The organism is Sphingomonas sp. Leaf21 (genome assembly GCF_916858675.1).
In the GTDB taxonomy this organism is placed as follows: Bacteria; Pseudomonadota; Alphaproteobacteria; order Sphingomonadales; family Sphingomonadaceae; genus Sphingomonas.
In genome coordinates this window covers 22,906-41,294 of the sequence record NZ_CAKASM010000003.1, presented here as the reverse complement: position 1 = coordinate 41,294, position 18,389 = coordinate 22,906, and the positions used below count along the sequence as shown (strand labels likewise).

General features: G+C 64.9%; 24 protein-coding genes and 1 tRNA gene. 3 read left to right on the top strand and 22 right to left on the bottom strand.

What is annotated here, in order from left to right; translation table 11 throughout:
- Positions 1-55 precede the first annotated feature (55 nt).
- The 18 genes from rplE to rpsL all read right to left on the bottom strand — a co-directional run bounded on the left by rplE (position 56) and on the right by rpsL (position 12,021).
- Entirely contained in the window at positions 56-637 is a 582-nt protein-coding gene (rplE, locus tag LRP66_RS04105) for a 50S ribosomal protein L5 (RefSeq protein WP_042491169.1), read from the bottom strand.
- Complete coding sequence (rplX, locus tag LRP66_RS04100) at positions 630-947, bottom strand: 50S ribosomal protein L24 (protein ID WP_007406132.1); 318 nt, start codon at positions 945-947, stop codon at positions 630-632. Before rplX ends, rplE begins: the two co-directional genes overlap by 8 nt.
- Entirely contained in the window at positions 947-1,315 is a 369-nt protein-coding gene (gene rplN / locus LRP66_RS04095; RefSeq protein ID WP_007406105.1) for a 50S ribosomal protein L14, read from the bottom strand. The genes rplX and rplN overlap by 1 nt, the downstream gene beginning before the upstream one ends.
- 232 nt (positions 1,316-1,547) lie before the next feature.
- On the bottom strand, positions 1,548-1,820 hold the full coding sequence (gene rpsQ / locus LRP66_RS04090; protein WP_230481239.1) for a 30S ribosomal protein S17: 273 nt from the start codon (positions 1,818-1,820) through the stop codon (positions 1,548-1,550).
- A gap of 12 nt (positions 1,821-1,832) precedes the next feature.
- Complete coding sequence (rpmC, locus tag LRP66_RS04085; RefSeq protein WP_007406063.1) at positions 1,833-2,033, bottom strand: 50S ribosomal protein L29; 201 nt, start codon at positions 2,031-2,033, stop codon at positions 1,833-1,835.
- Positions 2,033-2,467, bottom strand: a complete 435-nt coding sequence (gene rplP, locus LRP66_RS04080; protein ID WP_230481238.1) for a 50S ribosomal protein L16 — start codon at positions 2,465-2,467, stop codon at positions 2,033-2,035. Before rplP ends, rpmC begins: the two co-directional genes overlap by 1 nt.
- 12 nt (positions 2,468-2,479) lie before the next feature.
- Positions 2,480-3,187, bottom strand: coding sequence for a 30S ribosomal protein S3 (gene rpsC, locus LRP66_RS04075; RefSeq protein ID WP_230481237.1), 708 nt, complete (start codon positions 3,185-3,187; stop codon positions 2,480-2,482).
- On the bottom strand, positions 3,187-3,564 hold the full coding sequence (gene rplV, locus LRP66_RS04070; RefSeq protein WP_230481236.1) for a 50S ribosomal protein L22: 378 nt from the start codon (positions 3,562-3,564) through the stop codon (positions 3,187-3,189). Before rplV ends, rpsC begins: the two co-directional genes overlap by 1 nt.
- On the bottom strand, positions 3,564-3,842 hold the full coding sequence (gene rpsS, locus LRP66_RS04065) for a 30S ribosomal protein S19 (protein WP_037569384.1): 279 nt from the start codon (positions 3,840-3,842) through the stop codon (positions 3,564-3,566). The genes rplV and rpsS overlap by 1 nt, the downstream gene beginning before the upstream one ends.
- Positions 3,843-3,848: 6 nt before the next feature.
- Positions 3,849-4,700 (bottom strand): 50S ribosomal protein L2, encoded by an 852-nt coding sequence (gene rplB / locus LRP66_RS04060; protein ID WP_230481235.1) that lies wholly within the window; start codon positions 4,698-4,700, stop codon positions 3,849-3,851.
- Positions 4,701-4,704: 4 nt separating this feature from the next.
- Positions 4,705-5,016 carry a 50S ribosomal protein L23 gene (locus LRP66_RS04055; RefSeq protein WP_230481234.1) on the bottom strand — a complete coding sequence of 104 codons (312 nt, stop codon included), beginning with the start codon at positions 5,014-5,016 and terminating at the stop codon, positions 4,705-4,707.
- The gene (gene rplD / locus LRP66_RS04050; RefSeq protein ID WP_230481233.1) at positions 5,009-5,635 is read right to left on the bottom strand and encodes a 50S ribosomal protein L4; all 627 of its coding nucleotides are present in this window, start codon (positions 5,633-5,635) and stop codon (positions 5,009-5,011) included. Before rplD ends, LRP66_RS04055 begins: the two co-directional genes overlap by 8 nt.
- A gap of 3 nt (positions 5,636-5,638) precedes the next feature.
- Positions 5,639-6,373 carry a 50S ribosomal protein L3 gene (gene rplC / locus LRP66_RS04045; RefSeq protein ID WP_230481232.1) on the bottom strand — a complete coding sequence of 245 codons (735 nt, stop codon included), beginning with the start codon at positions 6,371-6,373 and terminating at the stop codon, positions 5,639-5,641.
- Positions 6,374-6,657: 284 nt separating this feature from the next.
- Positions 6,658-6,966 carry a 30S ribosomal protein S10 gene (gene rpsJ, locus LRP66_RS04040; RefSeq protein ID WP_007406109.1) on the bottom strand — a complete coding sequence of 103 codons (309 nt, stop codon included), beginning with the start codon at positions 6,964-6,966 and terminating at the stop codon, positions 6,658-6,660.
- A 597-nt stretch (positions 6,967-7,563) separates the two neighbouring features.
- Entirely contained in the window at positions 7,564-8,754 is a 1,191-nt protein-coding gene (gene tuf / locus LRP66_RS04035) for an elongation factor Tu (protein WP_230481231.1), read from the bottom strand.
- A gap of 135 nt (positions 8,755-8,889) precedes the next feature.
- Positions 8,890-10,965, bottom strand: coding sequence for an elongation factor G (gene fusA / locus LRP66_RS04030; protein WP_230481230.1), 2,076 nt, complete (start codon positions 10,963-10,965; stop codon positions 8,890-8,892).
- Between the two features lie 147 nt (positions 10,966-11,112).
- Positions 11,113-11,583: a 30S ribosomal protein S7 gene (gene rpsG / locus LRP66_RS04025; RefSeq protein ID WP_230481229.1), complete on the bottom strand. Its 471-nt coding sequence runs from the start codon at positions 11,581-11,583 to the stop codon at positions 11,113-11,115.
- A 66-nt stretch (positions 11,584-11,649) separates the two neighbouring features.
- On the bottom strand, positions 11,650-12,021 hold the full coding sequence (rpsL, locus tag LRP66_RS04020) for a 30S ribosomal protein S12 (protein ID WP_007406072.1): 372 nt from the start codon (positions 12,019-12,021) through the stop codon (positions 11,650-11,652).
- 303 nt (positions 12,022-12,324) lie between these two features.
- On the opposite strand from rpsL, the gene LRP66_RS04015 reads away from it, so the two are divergent.
- Positions 12,325-12,400: transfer RNA gene (locus tag LRP66_RS04015), tRNA-Trp, on the top strand.
- An 80-nt stretch (positions 12,401-12,480) separates the two neighbouring features.
- On the opposite strand, the gene LRP66_RS04010 is transcribed toward LRP66_RS04015, so the two are convergent.
- The 4 genes from LRP66_RS04010 to LRP66_RS03995 form a co-directional block, all read right to left on the bottom strand.
- Positions 12,481-12,801 carry a hypothetical protein gene (locus LRP66_RS04010; RefSeq protein WP_230481228.1) on the bottom strand — a complete coding sequence of 107 codons (321 nt, stop codon included), beginning with the start codon at positions 12,799-12,801 and terminating at the stop codon, positions 12,481-12,483.
- A 112-nt stretch (positions 12,802-12,913) separates the two neighbouring features.
- Positions 12,914-13,591, bottom strand: a complete 678-nt coding sequence (locus LRP66_RS04005; RefSeq protein WP_230481227.1) for a DUF1013 domain-containing protein — start codon at positions 13,589-13,591, stop codon at positions 12,914-12,916.
- Between the two features lie 167 nt (positions 13,592-13,758).
- Positions 13,759-14,481 carry a hypothetical protein gene (locus tag LRP66_RS04000; protein WP_230481226.1) on the bottom strand — a complete coding sequence of 241 codons (723 nt, stop codon included), beginning with the start codon at positions 14,479-14,481 and terminating at the stop codon, positions 13,759-13,761.
- A 69-nt stretch (positions 14,482-14,550) separates the two neighbouring features.
- Complete coding sequence (locus LRP66_RS03995) at positions 14,551-15,534, bottom strand: NAD(P)H-quinone oxidoreductase (protein WP_230481450.1); 984 nt, start codon at positions 15,532-15,534, stop codon at positions 14,551-14,553.
- A 127-nt stretch (positions 15,535-15,661) separates the two neighbouring features.
- On the opposite strand from LRP66_RS03995, the gene LRP66_RS03990 reads away from it, so the two are divergent.
- Entirely contained in the window at positions 15,662-15,856 is a 195-nt protein-coding gene (locus tag LRP66_RS03990) for a DUF1192 domain-containing protein (RefSeq protein ID WP_230481225.1), read from the top strand.
- 191 nt (positions 15,857-16,047) lie between these two features.
- Positions 16,048-18,366 (top strand): ATP-dependent Clp protease ATP-binding subunit ClpA, encoded by a 2,319-nt coding sequence (clpA, locus tag LRP66_RS03985; RefSeq protein ID WP_230481224.1) that lies wholly within the window; start codon positions 16,048-16,050, stop codon positions 18,364-18,366.
- Positions 18,367-18,389 lie beyond the last annotated feature (23 nt).

Sequence of the window (18,389 nt, the reverse complement as noted above, 5' to 3'; positions counted from 1 at the left end):
ACTTAAGCTCTTTCTGTAAGGACCCCCTCCCCGGCGTGGAGAGGGGGCAGTCCGGTTACGCCGCCTTCTTCTCGTCGGCAGCGTCTTCCTTGGGGAACGGGAAGCCGAAGAGACGCAGCAGCTCGCGCGCTTCGTCGTCGGTCTTCGCCGAGGTGGTCACGATCACATCCATACCGCGCACCTTGTCGATGCGGTCATAGTTGATTTCGGGGAAGATGATCTGTTCCTTGATGCCGCAGGCATAGTTGCCGCGACCGTCGAAGGACTTGGGGTTCAGGCCGCGGAAGTCGCGAACGCGCGGCAGCGCGATCGTGATGAAGCGGTCCAGGAACTCGTACATGCGCTCGCGACGCAGCGTGACCTTCACACCGATCGGCATGCCTTCACGCAGCTTGAACTGCGCGATCGACTTCTTCGCCTTGGTGATGACGGGCTTCTGACCCGCGATCAGCTCCATCTCGGACGCGGCCTGGTCGACGCGCTTCTTGTCCTGCGTCGCTTCGCCCACGCCCATGTTGAGCACGATCTTCTCGATCCGGGGGATCTCGTTGACGTTCTTGTAACCGAACTTGTCGGTCATCGCCTTGACGATGCTATCATCATAGATAGCCTTCATGCGGGGCTTGTAATCAGCCATCGATCTTCTCCCCGGTCTTGACGGCCACGCGGACCTTCTTGCCATCCTGCGTCTCGAAACGGACGCGGGTCGGCTTGCCATCGGCGGTCACGTGCGCAACCTTCGAGATGTGCAGCGGAGCGGCGGTGCGCTCCAGGCCACCCTGCGGGTTCGCCTGGGTCGGCTTGCGGTGACGGGTGGCGATGTTGACGCCGTCCACGACGACCTTGCCGTCCTTCGGCATGGCGAGCGACACGGTGCCGGTCTTGCCCTTGTCCTTGCCGGACAGGACGATGACCTTGTCACCCTTCTTGATGCGTGCAGCGGCCATTACAGAACCTCCGGCGCCAGCGAGATGATCTTCATGTGCTTCTTGCCGCGAAGCTCACGCACGACCGGGCCAAAGATACGGGTGCCGATCGGCTCCTCGTTCTTGTTGACCAGCACGGCGGCGTTACCGTCGAAACGGATCACCGAACCGTCGGCGCGACGGATGTCCTTGGCGGTACGCACGATCACCGCGCGGTGAACGTCGCCCTTCTTCACGCGGCCACGCGGCTGCGCTTCCTTGACGCTGACGACGATGATGTCGCCGACCGATGCGGTACGGCGCTTCGAGCCGCCCAGCACCTTGATGCACTGCACCCGCTTCGCGCCGCTGTTGTCCGCGACGTCGAGATTGGACTGCATCTGGATCATGGATCCGCTTCCTTCTCTCTTCTGGGGAGGATACCGACCCTACCCCGCCTTAAAAAACGACCCCCGGCGCGGGCTACCGCGCCAGGGGGAGAGGCACCTTAGCCACTCCTGGTCCGAAAGGCAAGCACAAGGCCGCCCTCTGGCCAATCCGCTCGTCACCCCCGAAAGGGCGTTTCCTCAGTCCGAACCCCGCTCCTCCCTAACGGAGACGCGGGGCCCGAAATCAGAGAGGTCAGCCCTCGGCCGAAGCCCGCTCGGGCGTCGAGTGGGTGTTGACCCGCTCGATTACCTTCCAGGTCTTCAGCTTGGAGATCGGGGCGGTCTCTTCGATCCGCACCGTCTCACCGGCCTTGTATTCGTTGCCCTCGTCATGGGCATGATACTTCTTCGACCGACGGATGATCTTGCCGTAGAGGGGGTGCTTAACCTTCCGCTCCACATTGACGACGACCGTCTTGTCGGTCTTGTCCGAGACAATCACCCCGGTCAGCACGCGCTTCGGCATGAGTCTCGGTCCTTACTTGGCAGCCGCAGCGGTGCGCTGCGCCTGGATGGTCTTGATCCGCGCGATGTCGCGACGGACTTCCTTGACCCGGCTGGGCTTTTCGAGCTGGCTCGTGGCCGCCTGGAAGCGCAGGTTGAACTGCTCGCGCTTCAGGTTGCCCAGCGCCTCGACGAGCTGGTCGTCGCTCTGGCCGGTATATTCAGTCTTGGCCATTACTCGCCTCCGAGGTGCGAGGTGTCGCCCAGGCGGGCAACGACCTTGGTCTTGATGGGGAGCTTCATCGCGGCGCGCTCGAACGCTTCGGCGGCGATCTTGCCTTCGACGCCGTCGAGTTCGAACAGGATGCGACCCGGCTTCACGCGGGCGGCCCAGAATTCCGGCGAACCCTTGCCCGAGCCCATGCGGACTTCGGCAGGCTTCGACGAGACGGGCACGTCCGGGAAGATGCGGATCCAGAGACGACCCTGGCGCTTGATGTGACGCGTGATCGCGCGGCGAGCCGCCTCGATCTGGCGAGCGGTGATCCGCTCCGGCTCCATGGCCTTCAGGCCATAGGAACCGAAGTTCAGGCTCGTGCCGCCCTTCGCATCGCCGTGGATGCGGCCCTTGAAGGCCTTGCGGAACTTGGTGCGCTTTGGTTGCAGCATGTTCTTTGGTCCTTAGCGGCGATCGTCGCGCGCCGGGCGCACGCCGGAGGTCTGAGCCTCCATCATCAGCCGGTCCTGCGCCATCGGATCATGGCCCAGGATCTCGCCCTTGAAGATCCACACCTTGACGCCGCACACACCGTAAGCGGTGTGGGCCTGTGCCTCGGCATAGTCGACGTTCGCGCGCAGCGTGTGCAGCGGCACGCGACCCTCGCGATACCATTCGGTCCGCGCGATTTCCGCGCCGCCCAGACGGCCACCGCAAGTGATACGGATGCCCTCGGCGCCCAGACGGAGCGCCGACTGCACCGCACGCTTCATGGCGCGACGGAAGGCGATACGACGCTCGAGCTGGTCCGCCACGCCCTGCGCGACGAGCTTGGCGTCGATCTCGGGCTTGCGGATCTCGACGATGTTCAGCGACACTTCGGACGAGGTCATCGAACCCAGCTTCTTGCGAAGCTTTTCGATGTCGGCGCCCTTCTTGCCGATGATCACGCCCGGACGCGCCGCGAAGATCGAGATGCGGCACAGCTTGGCCGGACGCTCGATGACGACCTTCGAGATCGCGGCCTGCGGCAGCGTCTTCATGATGAACTGGCGGATCTTCAGATCTTCCAGCAACAGGCGGCCATAGTCATGGCCCTCGGCGAACCAGCGGCTGTCCCAGGTACGGTTGATCTGGAGACGCAGGCCGATCGGATTGCTCTTCTGACCCATTATGCTTCTTCCTGCTCGCGGACGACGATGCGGAGCCGCGAAAACGGCTTCAGGATGCGGGTCGACTTGCCACGACCGCGCGTCGCGAAACGCTTCATGGTGATCGACTTGCCGACCGACGCCTCGGCGACGACGAGCGCGTCGACGTCGAGGTTGTGGTTGTTCTCGGCATTGGCGATCGCGGAGGCGAGCACCTTGCGCGCGTCGACGGCCATCGCCTTCGTCGAGAAGGCGAGGATGTTCATCGCGTCGCCGACCTTCTTGCCGCGGATCAGGCCCGCGACCAGGTTCAGCTTCTGCGCCGAACCCCGGATCTGCGTGCCGACCGACAGCGCTTCCTTGTCACCGACCTTGCGGGGGGATGCGGGCTTGGACATCAGCGCTTACCCTTCTTGTCGGCAGCGTGGCCGGGGAAGTAGCGCGTGGGCGCGAATTCACCGAGCTTCATGCCGACCATGTCCTCGTTCACCGAGACGGGAACGAACTTGCGACCATTGTAGACGTTGAAGGTGAGACCGACGAACGACGGCAGGATGGTCGAGCGGCGCGACCAGGTCTTGATCGGACCTGCGCGGTTGCCGGCATCCTGAGCCACTTCGGCCTTCTTCAGGAGATGGAGGTCCACGAAAGGACCCTTCCAAACGGAACGAGCCATTGCGTGTTAGCCCTTCTTCTTGGCGTGGCGGCTACGGATGATCATCTTGTCCGTCGCCTTGTTGTGACGAGTGCGCGCACCCTTGGTCGGCTTGCCCCACGGGGTGACCGGATGACGGCCGCCCGAGGTCCGGCCTTCACCACCGCCGTGCGGGTGGTCGACCGGGTTCTTCGCCACACCACGGGTAAGCGGACGATGGCCCTTCCAGCGGTTGCGACCAGCCTTCGCCAGGTTGGTGTTGCCGTTGTCGGGGTTCGACACCGCGCCGACCGTCGCCATGCAGTTCGCATGGATGTAGCGCTGCTCGCCCGAGTTCAGGCGGACGATGACCATGCCCTTGTCGCGGCCCACGACCTGCACATAGGTGCCGGCCGAACGTGCGATCTGACCACCCTTGCCGGGCTTCATCTCGACGTTGTGGACGATCGTGCCGACCGGCATCTGGCCCAGTTCCATCGCGTTGCCCGGCTTCACGTCGGTCTTCTTGCCCGCGATGACCTTGTCACCGACGGCCAGACGCTGCGGCGCGATGATGTAGGCAACGTTGTCCTTGCCCGCCTCGTCGGCGCCGTAGTTGATCAGCGCGATGAAGGCGGTGCGGTTGGGATCATATTCGATCCGCTCCACGGTGCCCTCGACGTCCCACTGACGACGCTTGAAGTCGATGAAGCGGTAACGCTGCTTGTGGCCGCCCGCGATACCGCGGCTGGTCACATGGCCCTTGTTGTTACGGCCGCCGGTCTTGCGCTTGCCTTCGGTAAGCGCCTTGACGGGCGCGCCCTTCCAGAGCGCCGAGCGGTCGACGAGGATCAGGCCACGGCGGGCCGGGCTCGTCGGGTTATAATGCTTGAGTGCCATCGCCTCAGATCCCCGTCGTCACGTCAATGGACTGACCGTCCTTGAGGGTGACGATCGCCTTCTTCATGTCCGAGCGCTGGTACGGAGCGCCCTTCCACTTCTTGGTCTTGCCCTTCTGGACGATCGTGTTCACGCCGGTGACGGTCACGTCGAACAGAGCCTCGACCGCCGCCTTGATCTCGGGCTTGGAAGCACCGGAGGCGACCTTGAACACCACGGCGTTGTGCTCGCTCAGGAGCGTCGCCTTCTCGGTGATGTGCGGCGCAACGATCACGTCGTAATGACGCGGATCGATCGCCTTCTGCTGCTTAGCCATGGAAACGGGCCTCCAGCTTCTCGACAGCCGAGCGGGTCAGCACCAGCGTGTCATGCTTCAGAATGTCGTAGACATTGGCGCCAGCGGCCGGAAGGATGTTGATTTCCTTCAGGTTGCCTGCGGCCAGTGCGAACGACGTCTCGACGGCGTCGCCATCGATGACCAGCGCGGTCTTGCCGAAGCCGAGCTTCACCAGATCGCCCTGCAGCGTCTTCGTCTTGTGACCCTCGACGGCCAGATCGTTCATCACGATCAGCGAACCCGCCTTGGCGTGGCTCGACAGCGCCATCTTCAGACCCAGGGCGCGAACCTTCTTGTTCAGACCGGGGTTGAAGTCGCGGACGCGAGCGCCGTGCGCCTTACCACCGCCGATGAAGACGGGAGCCCGACGATCGCCGTGACGAGCGACACCGCCGCCCTTCTGGCGACCGAGCTTCTTGCCCGAGCGGGCGACATCGGCGCGCTCGCGGGTGCCGCGCGCGGTGGCGCGACGCTTTTCCAGCTGCCAGGTCACAACGCGGTGCAGGATGTCGGCGCGCGGATCGAGGCCGAAGACCTCGTCGTTGAGCTCGATATCCGCCGCATCGGTGCCGGCGAAGGATTGAACCTTGACCTTCACGACTTAGCCCTCCTGGCTCTCGGTGGCTTCCGGAGCAGGCTCGGCAGAAGCGTTATTGTTGGCGGCCGCCTTGATGCTGGCGGGGAACGGGGCGTCCGCGTGGCGCGAAACCTTGACCGCGTCCTTGACGATGAGCCAGCCACCCTTCGAGCCGGGCACCGAGCCCTTGACGAAGATCAGGCCGCGCTCGACGTCGGTCGACACGATTTCCAGATTCTGCTGCGTGCGGTTCTTGTCGCCCATGTGGCCGGCCATCTTCTTGTTCTTGAAGACGCGGCCCGGATCCTGACGGTTACCGGTCGAACCATGCGAACGGTGCGAGACCGAGACGCCGTGGGTCGCGCGCAGACCACCGAAGTTCCAGCGCTTCATCGCACCGGCGAAGCCCTTACCCTGGGTACGACCCTGGATATCGACATACTGCCCGGCGACGAAATGGTCGGCGGAGATTTCCGCGCCGACGTCGAGCAGGCCGTCTTCGTTCACGCGGAACTCGACCAGCACCTGCTTGGGCTCGACTTCGGCCTTGCCGAAGTGGCCACGCTGCGGCTTGGCAACATTCTTGGTCTTGGCGACACCTGCACCAAGCTGGACGGCGGTGTAGCCGTCACGATCCATCTCGCGGCGAGCGACGACCTGTACGCCTTCAAGCGCCAGAACGGTGACCGGCACGTGCCGACCATCGTCCTGGAACAGGCGGGTCATCCCCAGCTTCTTCGCGATCACGCCGGTACGCATGATCCTGTTCCTTCCTCGACAGAGGCCCCCAAGAACCATTCAAGGGGGGCATATCCAGCCCGGATAAAGCGAAACGAGCCCCCGTCCCGGGCTGGTGACCGGCAAGCCGGTCAGACGGGGGACGCTGCCCCGGCACCATCTCGCTTGCGCGAAACCACCGGGAGGTATCCCTTAAGAGTGCCGGATCACGGGAGCGACCTCGGCGCGTTTCCTGGCTACTTCAGAACCGGGAAACGCCAAAATCCCGTGGGACGGAATCGTCGACCACGGGAACGCTGGCCCTCTTACGCCAGCTTGATCTCGACATCAACACCTGCGGCGAGGTCGAGCTTCATCAGCGCATCGACAGTCTGCGGGGTCGGCTGCACGATGTCGAGCATCCGCTTGTAGGTGCGGACCTCGAACTGCTCGCGCGACTTCTTGTCGATGTGCGGACCGCGGTTGACCGTGAACTTCTCGATGCGCGTCGGAAGCGGGATCGGACCGCGGATAAGAGCGCCGGTGCGGCGCGCGGTGTCGGCGATGTCGCCGGTCGCCTGATCGAGCACGCGATGGTCGAACGCCTTCAGACGAATGCGGATATTGCTGTCCATGATCCCTACCGATGCGAAAGAGCGGGCTTTCCGGTTTCCCGTCGGGCGGAGGGAGAGTGCGATCGGCTATCCGACCGGGCACTCGACCATCCGCCGTTAAGGCGACCTTGGGCCGAAACAAACTCTGGGTTACGACAAAGGCGGCGAACCGCCCCTGCCCTCACTAAAAGCAAAAGGCCGACTCCGGTGTTTCCGGTGCCAGCCGATTCCCTCAAGACGCGTGCCTATACGCATATGCCGGTGGCGCCGCAAGGGGGTGGCGAAGGGTTTTTGTTGGAGGGGATGGAACCGGGCGGCGATCGCCCTAAACCCCACCCTCCGTCCAGCCCGAGCGAAGTCGAAGGCCACGCTTTGGCCGGGCCACCGGACGTGCGCTTCGACTTCGCCCAGTGCGACCGGAGGGGGCAATCGGAACACCCTCACCCTTCCCACCCGCCTATGGCGGGCGGGCCCCTTCCCTCTCCCAGCGGGAGAGGAAGGGAGGCGCGTCAGCGCCGGGAGGGTGAGGATGTTATTTTCCCACCCGCAAACGAAAAAGGCCGACCCCGTCGCCGGGGCCGGCCCTTTCCTAAGCAGTGACAGGCTTTCGCCCGAGACTTACTTGTCGATCGCGCTGACGACGCCGGCGCCGACGGTGCGGCCGCCTTCACGGATCGTGAAGCGCTGACCGATGTCCATGGCGATCGGAGCGATCAGCTTCACGCCCAGAGCGACGTTGTCGCCCGGCATGACCATCTCGGTGCCCTCAGGCAGCTCGACGGTGCCGGTGACGTCCGTGGTGCGGAAGTAGAACTGCGGACGATAGTTCGCGAAGAACGGGGTGTGACGGCCGCCTTCTTCCTTCGACAGGACGTACACTTCCGACTTGAAGTCGGTGTGCGGCTTGATCGAACCCGGCTTGCAGAGCACCTGGCCACGCTCGACCTGGTCGCGCGCAACGCCACGGATCAGCGCGCCGATGTTGTCGCCGGCTTCACCCGAATCGAGCAGCTTGCGGAACATTTCGACGCCGGTGACGGTGGTCTTGCGGGTGTCGTTGATGCCGACGATCTCGACTTCCTCGCCAACCTTGACGATGCCGGTCTCGACGCGGCCGGTGACGACCGTACCACGACCCGAGATCGAGAACACGTCTTCGATCGGCATCATGAACGGCTTGTCGAGCGGACGCTCGGGCTGCGGGATGTAGTCGTCGACGGCCTTCATCAGCTCGAGGACGGCTTCCTTGCCGAACTTGTCGTTCGAACCCGACAGAGCGCAGGTCGCCGAACCCTTGATGACGGGGATGTCGTCACCCGGGAATTCATACGAGCTGAGCAGCTCGCGGATTTCCAGCTCGACCAGCTCGAGGATTTCCTCGTCGTCGACCAGATCGACCTTGTTCATGAACACGACCATCGCGGGCACGCCGACCTGACGGGCGAGCAGGATGTGCTCGCGGGTCTGCGGCATCGGGCCGTCGGTCGACGACACGACCAGGATCGCGCCGTCCATCTGCGCCGCGCCGGTGATCATGTTCTTCACATAGTCAGCGTGGCCGGGGCAGTCGACGTGCGCATAGTGGCGGTTCGTCGTCTCATACTCGACGTGCGCGGTCGAGATGGTGATGCCGCGCTCACGCTCTTCCGGAGCCTTGTCGATGTTCGCGAAGTCGACGGCGGTGCCGCCGGTCGTCTCGGCCAGAACCTTGGTGATTGCGGCGGTCAGCGAGGTCTTGCCATGGTCGACGTGACCGATGGTGCCGATGTTGAGGTGCGGCTTGTTCCGCTCGAATTTTGCCTTTGCCATTTTCCTACCTTCTGAATCGAATTCGGTGCCGCATCCGAGGCCACGCGAACGCGGCCCCATAGCGGGTGTTTGAAGCGATTGCCAGCCCCTAGCGTCCTCGCGCCCCCAGTTGCCCCGGGGGCGCGATACACGCCTTTAGGCCAACTTCGCCTTGACCTCGTCCGCAACGTTCTGCGGAACTTCGTCATAGTGCGAGAACTGCATCGAGTACTGCGCACGACCCTGGGTGAACGAGCGGAGCGCGTTCACATAGCCGAACATGTTGGCCAGCGGCACCATCGCCTCGACCGTCTGCGCGTTGCCGCGCGTGTCGGTGCCCTGGATCTGGCCACGACGGCTGTTCATGTCGCCGATGACGTCGCCCAGATAATCTTCCGGGGTCACGACTTCGACCTTCATGACCGGCTCGAGCAGCGTGATGCCCGACTTCTGGGCCGCTTCGCGCATCGCGCCGCGGGCACAGATTTCGAACGCCAGCGCCGACGAGTCGACGTCGTGGTACGCGCCGTCATACAGCAGGACTTCGAAGTCGATGATCGGGAAGCCGACCAGCGAACCGGTTTCCGCGGTTTCACGGAAGCCCTTCTCGATCGCGGGGATATATTCCTTCGGAATGTTACCGCCCTTGATCTCGTCCTTGAAGACGAAGCCCGAACCACGCTCGCCCGGGGTCAGCTTGACCTTGACGCGGCCGAACTGGCCGGTGCCGCCCGACTGCTTCTTGTGCGTGTAGTCGATGTCGACCGGCTTCTTGAGGTATTCGCGATACGCCACCTGCGGCGCACCGACGTTCGCCTCGACTTTGAACTCGCGCTTCATGCGGTCGACCAGGATCTCGAGATGGAGCTCGCCCATGCCCTTGATGATGGTCTGGCCCGACTCGGCGTCCGAGGTCACGCGGAACGAGGGGTCCTCGCGTGCGAGACGATTGAGCGCGACGCCCATCTTCTCCTGGTCGGCCTTGGTCTTGGGCTCCACCGACAGCTCGATCACGGGCTCGGGGAATTCCATGCGCTCCAGGATGATCGGGGCGTTCTGCGCGCAGAGCGTGTCGCCGGTCGTGGTGTCCTTGAGGCCCGCGAGCGCGACGATGTCGCCCGCATAGGCTTCCTGGATGTCCTCACGGCTGTTCGCATGCATGAGCAGCATACGGCCGATCTTTTCCTTCTTGTCCTTCACCGAGTTCAGGACCTGCGACGACGTCTCGAGCTTGCCCGAGTAGATGCGCGCGAAGGTGAGCGAGCCGACGAACGGATCGTTCATGATCTTGAACGCCAGCGCCGAGAAGGGCTCGCTGTCCGACGAAGGACGCTCGTCCGGCGTCTCGCCGTCGAGCTTCACGCCCTTGATGGCCGGAACGTCGAGCGGCGACGGCAGATAGTCGATGACCGCGTCGAGCAGGGGCTGGACGCCCTTGTTCTTGAACGCCGAGCCGCAGACCACGGGGACGAACGCCATTTCCAGCGTGCCCTTGCGGATCAGCTTCTTCAGCTCCTCGACCGAAGGCTCGTTGCCCTCCAGGTACGATTCCATCGCGGCATCGTCCTGCTCGACGGCCATTTCGATCAGGTCGCTGCGATACTTGGCGGCCTTTTCCTTCAGGTCATCGGGGATGTCCTGATATTCGAACTTGGCGCCCAGCGACTCTTCGAGCCAGATGATCGCGCGGTTCTCGACCAGGTCGACGAGACCCTTGAAGCCACCCTCGATGCCGATCGGCAGATACAGGACCGCCGGACGCGCGCCGAGGCGCTCGATGATCGAGTTCACGCAGAAGTAGAAGTCGGCGCCGGTACGGTCGAGCTTGTTGACGAAGCACATGCGCGGCACGCCGTACTTGTCGGCCTGACGCCACACGGTTTCCGACTGCGGCTCAACGCCCGCCACGCCGTCGAAGCAGGCGACCGCGCCGTCGAGCACGCGGAGCGAACGCTCCACCTCGATGGTGAAGTCGACGTGCCCGGGGGTGTCGATGATGTTGATGCGATTGTCGTTCCAGAAACAGGTCGTCGCGGCCGACGTGATGGTGATGCCGCGCTCCTGCTCCTGCTCCATCCAGTCCATGGTGGCGGTGCCTTCGTGCACTTCGCCGATCTTGTAGGACTTGCCGGTGTAATAAAGAATGCGCTCGGTCGTGGTCGTCTTGCCGGCATCGATGTGCGCCATGATGCCGATGTTGCGATACTTCTCGAGCGGATGGCTGCGGGCCATGATCGATCTTCCTCAAGCGTAGGGGGGAGCCGGTTGGCACGGCTCCCCCTTATATAGGCTGTTTGCGTGACCAGCGGAAGACCGCCGGCACCGCGCTCCGAAAAGGTTGCGGCAGGGCGGAAATAAATCCGGTCCCGCCGCAGGCCTTTACCAGCGGTAGTGCGAGAAGGCGCGATTCGCTTCCGCCATGCGGTGCGTATCTTCGCGCTTCTTGACCGCGTTGCCGCGATTGTTCGCGGCGTCCATCAGCTCGCCCGACAGACGCGCGGCCATGGTGTTCTCCGAGCGGGCACGCGACGCGCCGATCAGCCAACGGATGGCCAGCGCCTGCGCACGCTCCGGACGGACTTCGACCGGAACCTGGTACGTCGCACCGCCGACGCGGCGCGAACGGACTTCGATGCCCGGCTTGATGTTGTTCAGCGCGTCGTGGAACACGCCGATCGGATCGCGCTTGGCGCGCGTCTCGACGGTTTCCAGAGCACCATAGACGATGGATTCGGCGACGGACTTCTTACCGTCCAGCATGACCGAATTCATGAACTTCGACAGGACCACATCTCCGAACTTGGGGTCCGGCAGGATTTCCCGCTTTTCGGGACGACGACGACGAGCCATTCTCGTATTTCCTTACAAAACTTCAGCCTTGGATGGTCGAGGAGCCTGCGGACAGGCCCGACCGGCTTACTTCGGACGCTTGGCGCCGTACTTCGAGCGGGACTGCTTGCGATCCTTCACGCCCTGCGTGTCGAGGACGCCGCGCAGCACGTGGTAGCGCACGCCGGGAAGGTCGCGCACACGGCCGCCGCGGATGAGCACCACCGAGTGCTCCTGCAGGTTGTGGCCTTCGCCCGGGATGTACGAGATGACTTCGCGGCTGTTGGTCAGACGGACCTTGGCCACCTTGCGAAGCGCCGAGTTCGGCTTCTTCGGGGTCGTCGTGTAGACACGGGTGCAAACGCCGCGCTTCTGCGGGTTCTGCTCCATTGCAGGGACCTTGGACTTGGCCTTCTGCAGTTCGCGGCCCTTGCGGACCAGCTGGTTGATCGTCGGCATTGAAGCCTTCACCTTTCCATGAGGTTACTTTGCTGGAGCCATCACAGCACTTCGGAATACAAAAAGGGGCCATCGCGGCTTTCGCCCGGCCCTATTCGCATCCAGCAATGTTCAAGCTTGCCCGACGGATAAGTCCCGAATCCCGAGAAATTCCCTTCGTGCAGCGGCGGGCTATACGCATATCGGCCCGGTCGGTCAACGACCCCTGCCCTTCATGGACAGGCGACGTCGATCGAATATGCGAAAATCGCATAACAGCCTATTGCCCTGCCCGATCAGCCGGGCTAATGGCGGCCGCCTCGCAGGAGTGTAGCTCAGTTGGTAGAGCATCGGTCTCCAAAACCGAGGGCCCACGGTTCGAGTCCGTGCACTCCTGCCACTTTTTCCTGACATCGTCGGATCGGTCGCGCCGCGGGTTGCGGCTGCCTCATCGAATATCCCCGTGCCGGGGAGGATCGATCAATTCACCGGTCGAGGCCCGACGCCCGGTGGAGTCGCGGGGTCGACCTCGTCGATCTCGTCGCCGCGATTGCCGCCACCGGCCCCCGCCCCGCTGCCATGCACTTCCCCCGTCCTGGGATCGACCCAGGCGCGCTCGCCGTTATCCTCGGGAAGGCTGGTAGCCGCATTGCCGTCACGCGGCTTGGAAACAGTCGTCGTGACGCTGCCCGCCGGTTCGGCGCGGCCCATCGCGTCCTCGTCGGCGCGATGATAGCCCTGCCCCGAATAGCCGCTGTCGCGATCGAAGGGCTGGGGCGAACGCTTGTCGGTGTCGGCCATGGAAATCTCCTCTGCCCCGTCCCAACGGGACAGGAGGGCCGCCGTTCCCCAAAACGCGAAAGGGGCGCCCGGCCTTTCGGCGGACGCCCCTTTCGTGTCGGCAGAAGCCCGATCAGCTACGGAACAGCGAGTGCGGATCGATGACGTCGTCGCCATGACCGATCGAATCGGTGTCGCGGCTCGCCTGTTCGCGCTCGGCGCGCAGCGAGGCGAGCAGTGCTTCGCGGTCACCCTCCAGCCGGGTGTCGGTGGGCTGCGCGTCGGCATTGCCGCCGGTCGACTTCGCCGCCTTCGCCACCGCCGAGTCGAGCTCGCGCTGGGTGGTCAGGCCCAACGTGACCGGATCCTTCGGCGTGATGTTGGCGATGTTCCAGTGGCTGCGGTCGCGGATCGCCGCGATCGTCGTGCGGGTGGTGCCGATCAGGTTCGAAATCGCACCGTCCGAGATTTCCGGATGGTTGCGGATGATCCAGGCGATGCCGTCCGGCTTGTCCTGCCGCTTGCTGACCGGCGTGTAGCGCGGGCCCTTGGTACGGCGGACCTGCTCGGGCCCCTTGATCATCTTCATGCGATAATCGGAATCGGCCTGCGCCTTCTCGATCTCGCTCTGCGCCAGTTCGTGCGCGCGAACCGGGTCGCGGCCGGTCAGCTTGGTCGCGGCGGTGTCGTCGGCGATCGCCTGCACCTCCAGGATGTGGAGACCGCAGAAATCCGCGATCTGCTCGAACGAGAGCGATGTATTGTCGACCAGCCAGGAAGCGGTCGCATGGGGCATGAGCGGCTGGGCCACGAAGATCACTCCAGTCGGAAAATAAAAGGGCCGCCCCTCATCGGAGCGGCCGTAGCGGCGTCAAATCTAGAGAAAGCCGCTCCGAAGAGCAAGGTGCGCCCGTATAAACAGCCTATCGCGAACCGACAAGCGCGTGACTGCCCATGGATCGGCGGCGCGGCCGCCCGTCAATCGTCGTCGAATCGCCCGAACGGCAGCAGCTGCGACGAAAGGCGACGGACGGTCCGCATATCGCCGGTCCGCAGCGGGACGAGCACCTGCCCGGCTCCCCGTTGAAGGATGCGATCGAGCGCTGTCGGCGTCGCCGCACGGGTCGCCTGTTCGGCCAGGGTCCGGCCGCGCGGGTCGCCCGGTTCGAGTTCCAGCCGCAACAGCGCGGCGAGCCCCGGATAGAGCGCACGATCACCGCCCAGCGCCACCGCCTTGTCGAGCGCCGCGAGACCGACGCCGCGCTGCGCCCCCACCGCCGCGCGCCCGACGAACATCCCCAGCTTCTTGACCGCTCCGACATGCCACGCCCCGAGCGCGAGCTGCGCCTCGGCATCGCGCGGGTTCTGCGTGGTCAGCGCCTCGAGCTGGCGGCGCGCGGACACGGCGTCGGTGCGGTTGCCGGTCAGCTTGGCGCGGTAGCCGAGCGCGGTCGCGCGCATCAGCAGCGCCTCATGATCCTCCGGCGCGCGGCGCAACGCGGCGACCGCGGCCGCATAGGCGTTCGAGACGCGCTTGAGCGCGCTGGCCTCATCGGTATCGACGAACGAAGCCTGGATCAGGATGTCGCGCGCCGTTTCCGCGCGCGCCGGTGCGCCGACCGCGACCACCGCGATGCCGATCGCCATGGCCAGCCCCGCCCGCCGACCGCCGCCCTGCACCATCCCATATCCTCTCGCCATCGGTATACGAAACCATCTTAAGGCCCGTGCGGAGCGTTGCAATCTTTTGCAACGAGAGAGGTCCGGCGATCAGTCGGAAAGCGTCAGGACGATCTTGCCCATATGGTCGCCCGCTTCCATCCGCCGATGCGCCTCGGCCGCCTCGGCCAGCGGAAAGCTGCGGTCCATGACCGGGCGCAACCGCCCTTCCTCGACATGCGGCCAGACGATGCGCGCGATCTCGTCGGCGACCATCGCCTTGAACTCGCGGTCGCGCCCACGCAGGGTCGAGCCGGTCAGCGTCAGGCGACGGCGCATCACCTCCCAGATGGGAATCTCCGCCTTGGCGCCGCGTTGCACCGCGATCGAGACGTGGCGCCCGTCCTCGGCCAGACATTGGAGGTTGCGCGGCAGATAGTCCCCGCCGACCATGTCGAGCACGATGTCGACGCCGCGTCCGTCGGTGGCGTCCTTGATCGCCTGGACGAAGTCGGCCGACTTGTAGTTGATCGCCTTGGCCGCGCCCAATCGCTCGGCGGCGGCGCACTTGTCGTCCGACCCGGCGGTCACGAAGACGGTCAGCCCGAAGATCTTGCCCAGCGCGATCGCCATCGTTCCGATACCGCTGGTCCCGCCATGCACCAGCAGCGATTCGCCCTGTCGGGCATAGGCGCGCTCGAACACGTTGGTCCACACGGTGAACAGCGTCTCGGGCAGCGCCGCCGCCTGCGCCATCGACAGGCCGTGCGGCACCGGCAGGCAATGTTCGGCGACCGCGACCGCATATTGGGCATAGCCGCCGCCGCCGATCAGCGCGCAGACCGGCTGGCCCAGCATCTCGAAGCCGACGCCCTCGCCCACCGCGGCGATGTGCCCGGCAATCTCCAGTCCGGGGATCGACGGCGCGCCGGGCGGCGGCGGATAGAGTCCCTGGCGCTGCATCACGTCGGGCCGGTTGACCCCGGCCGCGGCGACACGGATCAGCACCTCGCCCTCGCCGGGCTCGGGCGTCGGGCATTGCGCCGGAACCAGCACCTCGGGCCCGCCCGCCACCTGCGGATCGATCGCGGTCATCATCGCGGGGACTTCGGGGGTCCCCGTCTTCTCGCCGTCAGCTTGCACCGATCACCGCCCCTTCGCCCAATCACCGTCCCCGCCGTTATTGACATCGGCGGCCACCGGGTCAACGCTGCATCCCGTGATGGAACAGGATGATTCCCCCCTTCGCACGAACGACGCCCTGACCGCGCTGGTCCAGGCGGATCTCGACCCGCTCTCGCTCGCCGAGCTGGAGGCGCGGATCGCCGTGCTTCAGGGCGAGATCGATCGAACGCGTCGGCATATGGAGCGCGCCTCGCTCCACCGCGCCAGCGCCGACGCGCTGTTCAAGCGGTGACGCGCGCGGGATCGGCCGAGCGGTTCCACGCGCTTCGCCGGTCTGTCCGATCGTCATCGTCCGGACGACGCGCTGTGTCGCCCGGTTTGTTGCACGCCCGTGCGTTACCCCCGCTTGATGCCGGGGCTCCCCATCCCGACATTGGTCGAAACGAAGCGCCAGTCCCAAGTGCTTCGCCAGGAGTATCATAGATGCCATCTTTCGCCCCCGCGCTCGAGACCACGCTTCACAAGGCGCTGGAAGCCGCGACCGTGCGGCGCCACGAATATGCCACGCTGGAGCACCTCCTCCTCGCGCTGATCGACGACGAACATGCCTCCAAGGTGATGGAGGCATGCCATGTCGACCTGGGCGAGCTGAAGGCGACGGTTGCCCAGTATCTCGACACCGAACTGGATGCACTGAAGGTCGAGGCGGCGACCGACCCCTCGCCCACCAGCGGGTTCCAGCGCGTGGTCCAGCGCGCGATCCTGCACGTCCAGTCCTCGGGCCGCGACGAAGTGACCGGCGCGAACGTGCTGGTCGCGCTGTTCTCCGAACGCGAATCCTACGCCGTCTATTTCCTGCAGCAGCAGGACATGAGCCGTCTGGATGCCGTCAGCTTCATCAGCCACGGCGTCGGCAAGGGCGGCGCGACCAGCGAATCGACCCCGCCCAAGGGCGCGGAGGAGGAAAAGCCCGCCAAGCCCGCCGACAAGGCCAAGGGTGAGAGCGCGCTCAAGCAGTTCACCGTCGACCTCAACGAAAAGGCCAAGGCGGGCAAGGTCGATCCGCTGATCGGGCGCGGGCCCGAGGTGGATCGCACCGTCCAGATCCTGTGCCGCCGGTCGAAGAACAATCCGCTCTATGTGGGCGATCCCGGCGTCGGCAAGACCGCCATCGCCGAGGGGCTGGCGCGCAAGATCATCGAGGGCGACGTGCCCGAGGTGCTCAAGAACGCCGTCATCTACTCGCTCGACATGGGCGCGCTGCTCGCGGGCACCCGCTATCGCGGCGACTTCGAGGAGCGGCTGAAGGCGGTCGTCAACGAACTGGAGAAGCTTCCGCACGCGGTGCTCTTCATCGATGAGATCCACACCGTCATCGGCGCTGGCGCGACCAGCGGCGGGGCGATGGACGCGTCGAACCTGCTCAAGCCCGCGCTGTCGGGCGGGACGATCCGCTGCATCGGCTCGACGACGTACAAGGAGTTCCGCAACCACTTCGAGAAGGATCGCGCGCTGCTCCGCCGGTTCCAGAAGATCGACGTGAACGAGCCGACCATCGAGGACACGATCAAGATCCTCGCCGGGCTTCGCACCGCGTTCGAGGAACATCACCAGGTCCGCTACACCCCCGACGCGATCAAGTCGGCGGTGGAGCTGTCGGCGCGCTACATCAACGACCGCAAGTTGCCCGACAAGGCGATCGACGTGATCGACGAGGTCGGCGCGATGCAGATGCTGGTGACGGTCAGCAAGCGCAAGAAGACGATCACGCCCAAGGAGATCGAGGCCGTGATCGCCACCATGGCGCGCATTCCGCCGAAGAGCGTGTCGACCGACGATCGCCAGCAGCTCGAAACGCTGGAAACCGACCTGAAGCGCGTGGTGTTCGGCCAGAATGCCGCGATCGAGAACCTGTCCTCGGCGATCAAGCTGAGCCGGGCGGGTCTTCGCGACCCCGACAAGCCGATCGGCAACTACCTCTTCACCGGCCCCACCGGCGTCGGCAAGACCGAGGTGGCGCGCCAGCTCGCGACGATCCTGGGCATCCCGCTCCAGCGGTTCGACATGTCCGAATATATGGAGCGTCACTCGGTCAGCCGGTTGATCGGCGCCCCTCCGGGCTATGTCGGTTACGACCAGGGCGGCTTGCTGACCGACGCGGTCGACCAGAATCCGCATTCCGTGCTGTTGCTCGACGAGATCGAGAAGGCGCATCCCGACCTGTTCAACATCCTGTTGCAGGTGATGGACAACGGCAAGCTGACCGATCATCACGGCAAGACGGTCGATTTCCGCAACACGATCATCATCATGACGACCAATGCGGGCGCCGCCGACATGGCGCGCGAGACGGTCGGCTTCGGCAACCTCACCCGCGAGGGCGAGGATGAGCAGGCCGTGCAGAAGATGTTCACGCCGGAATTCCGCAACCGCCTGGATGCGATCGTGCCCTTCGGCTACCTCCCGCCCGAAGTCGTGGCGCGGGTGGTCGACAAGTTCATCCTACAGCTCGAACTCCAGCTCGCCGACCGTCACGTCCATATCAGCCTGGACGAGGCGGCGAAGAGCTGGCTCACCGAGAAGGGCTATGACCGCCTCTACGGTGCGCGTCCGATGGGCCGCCTGATCCAGGAGAAGATCAAGCAGCCGCTGGCCGAGGAACTGCTGTTCGGCAAGCTGGTCCATGGCGGCGAGGTCACGGTGCGGATGAAGGACGGCGCGCTGTCCTTCGCCATCGAACCCGCCGCCCCCAAAAAGCCGCGCAAGAAGGGCGGCAAGCCCGCCTCGGTCGACGCGGGCTGATCGGGCACTGCCAGGATGCATAG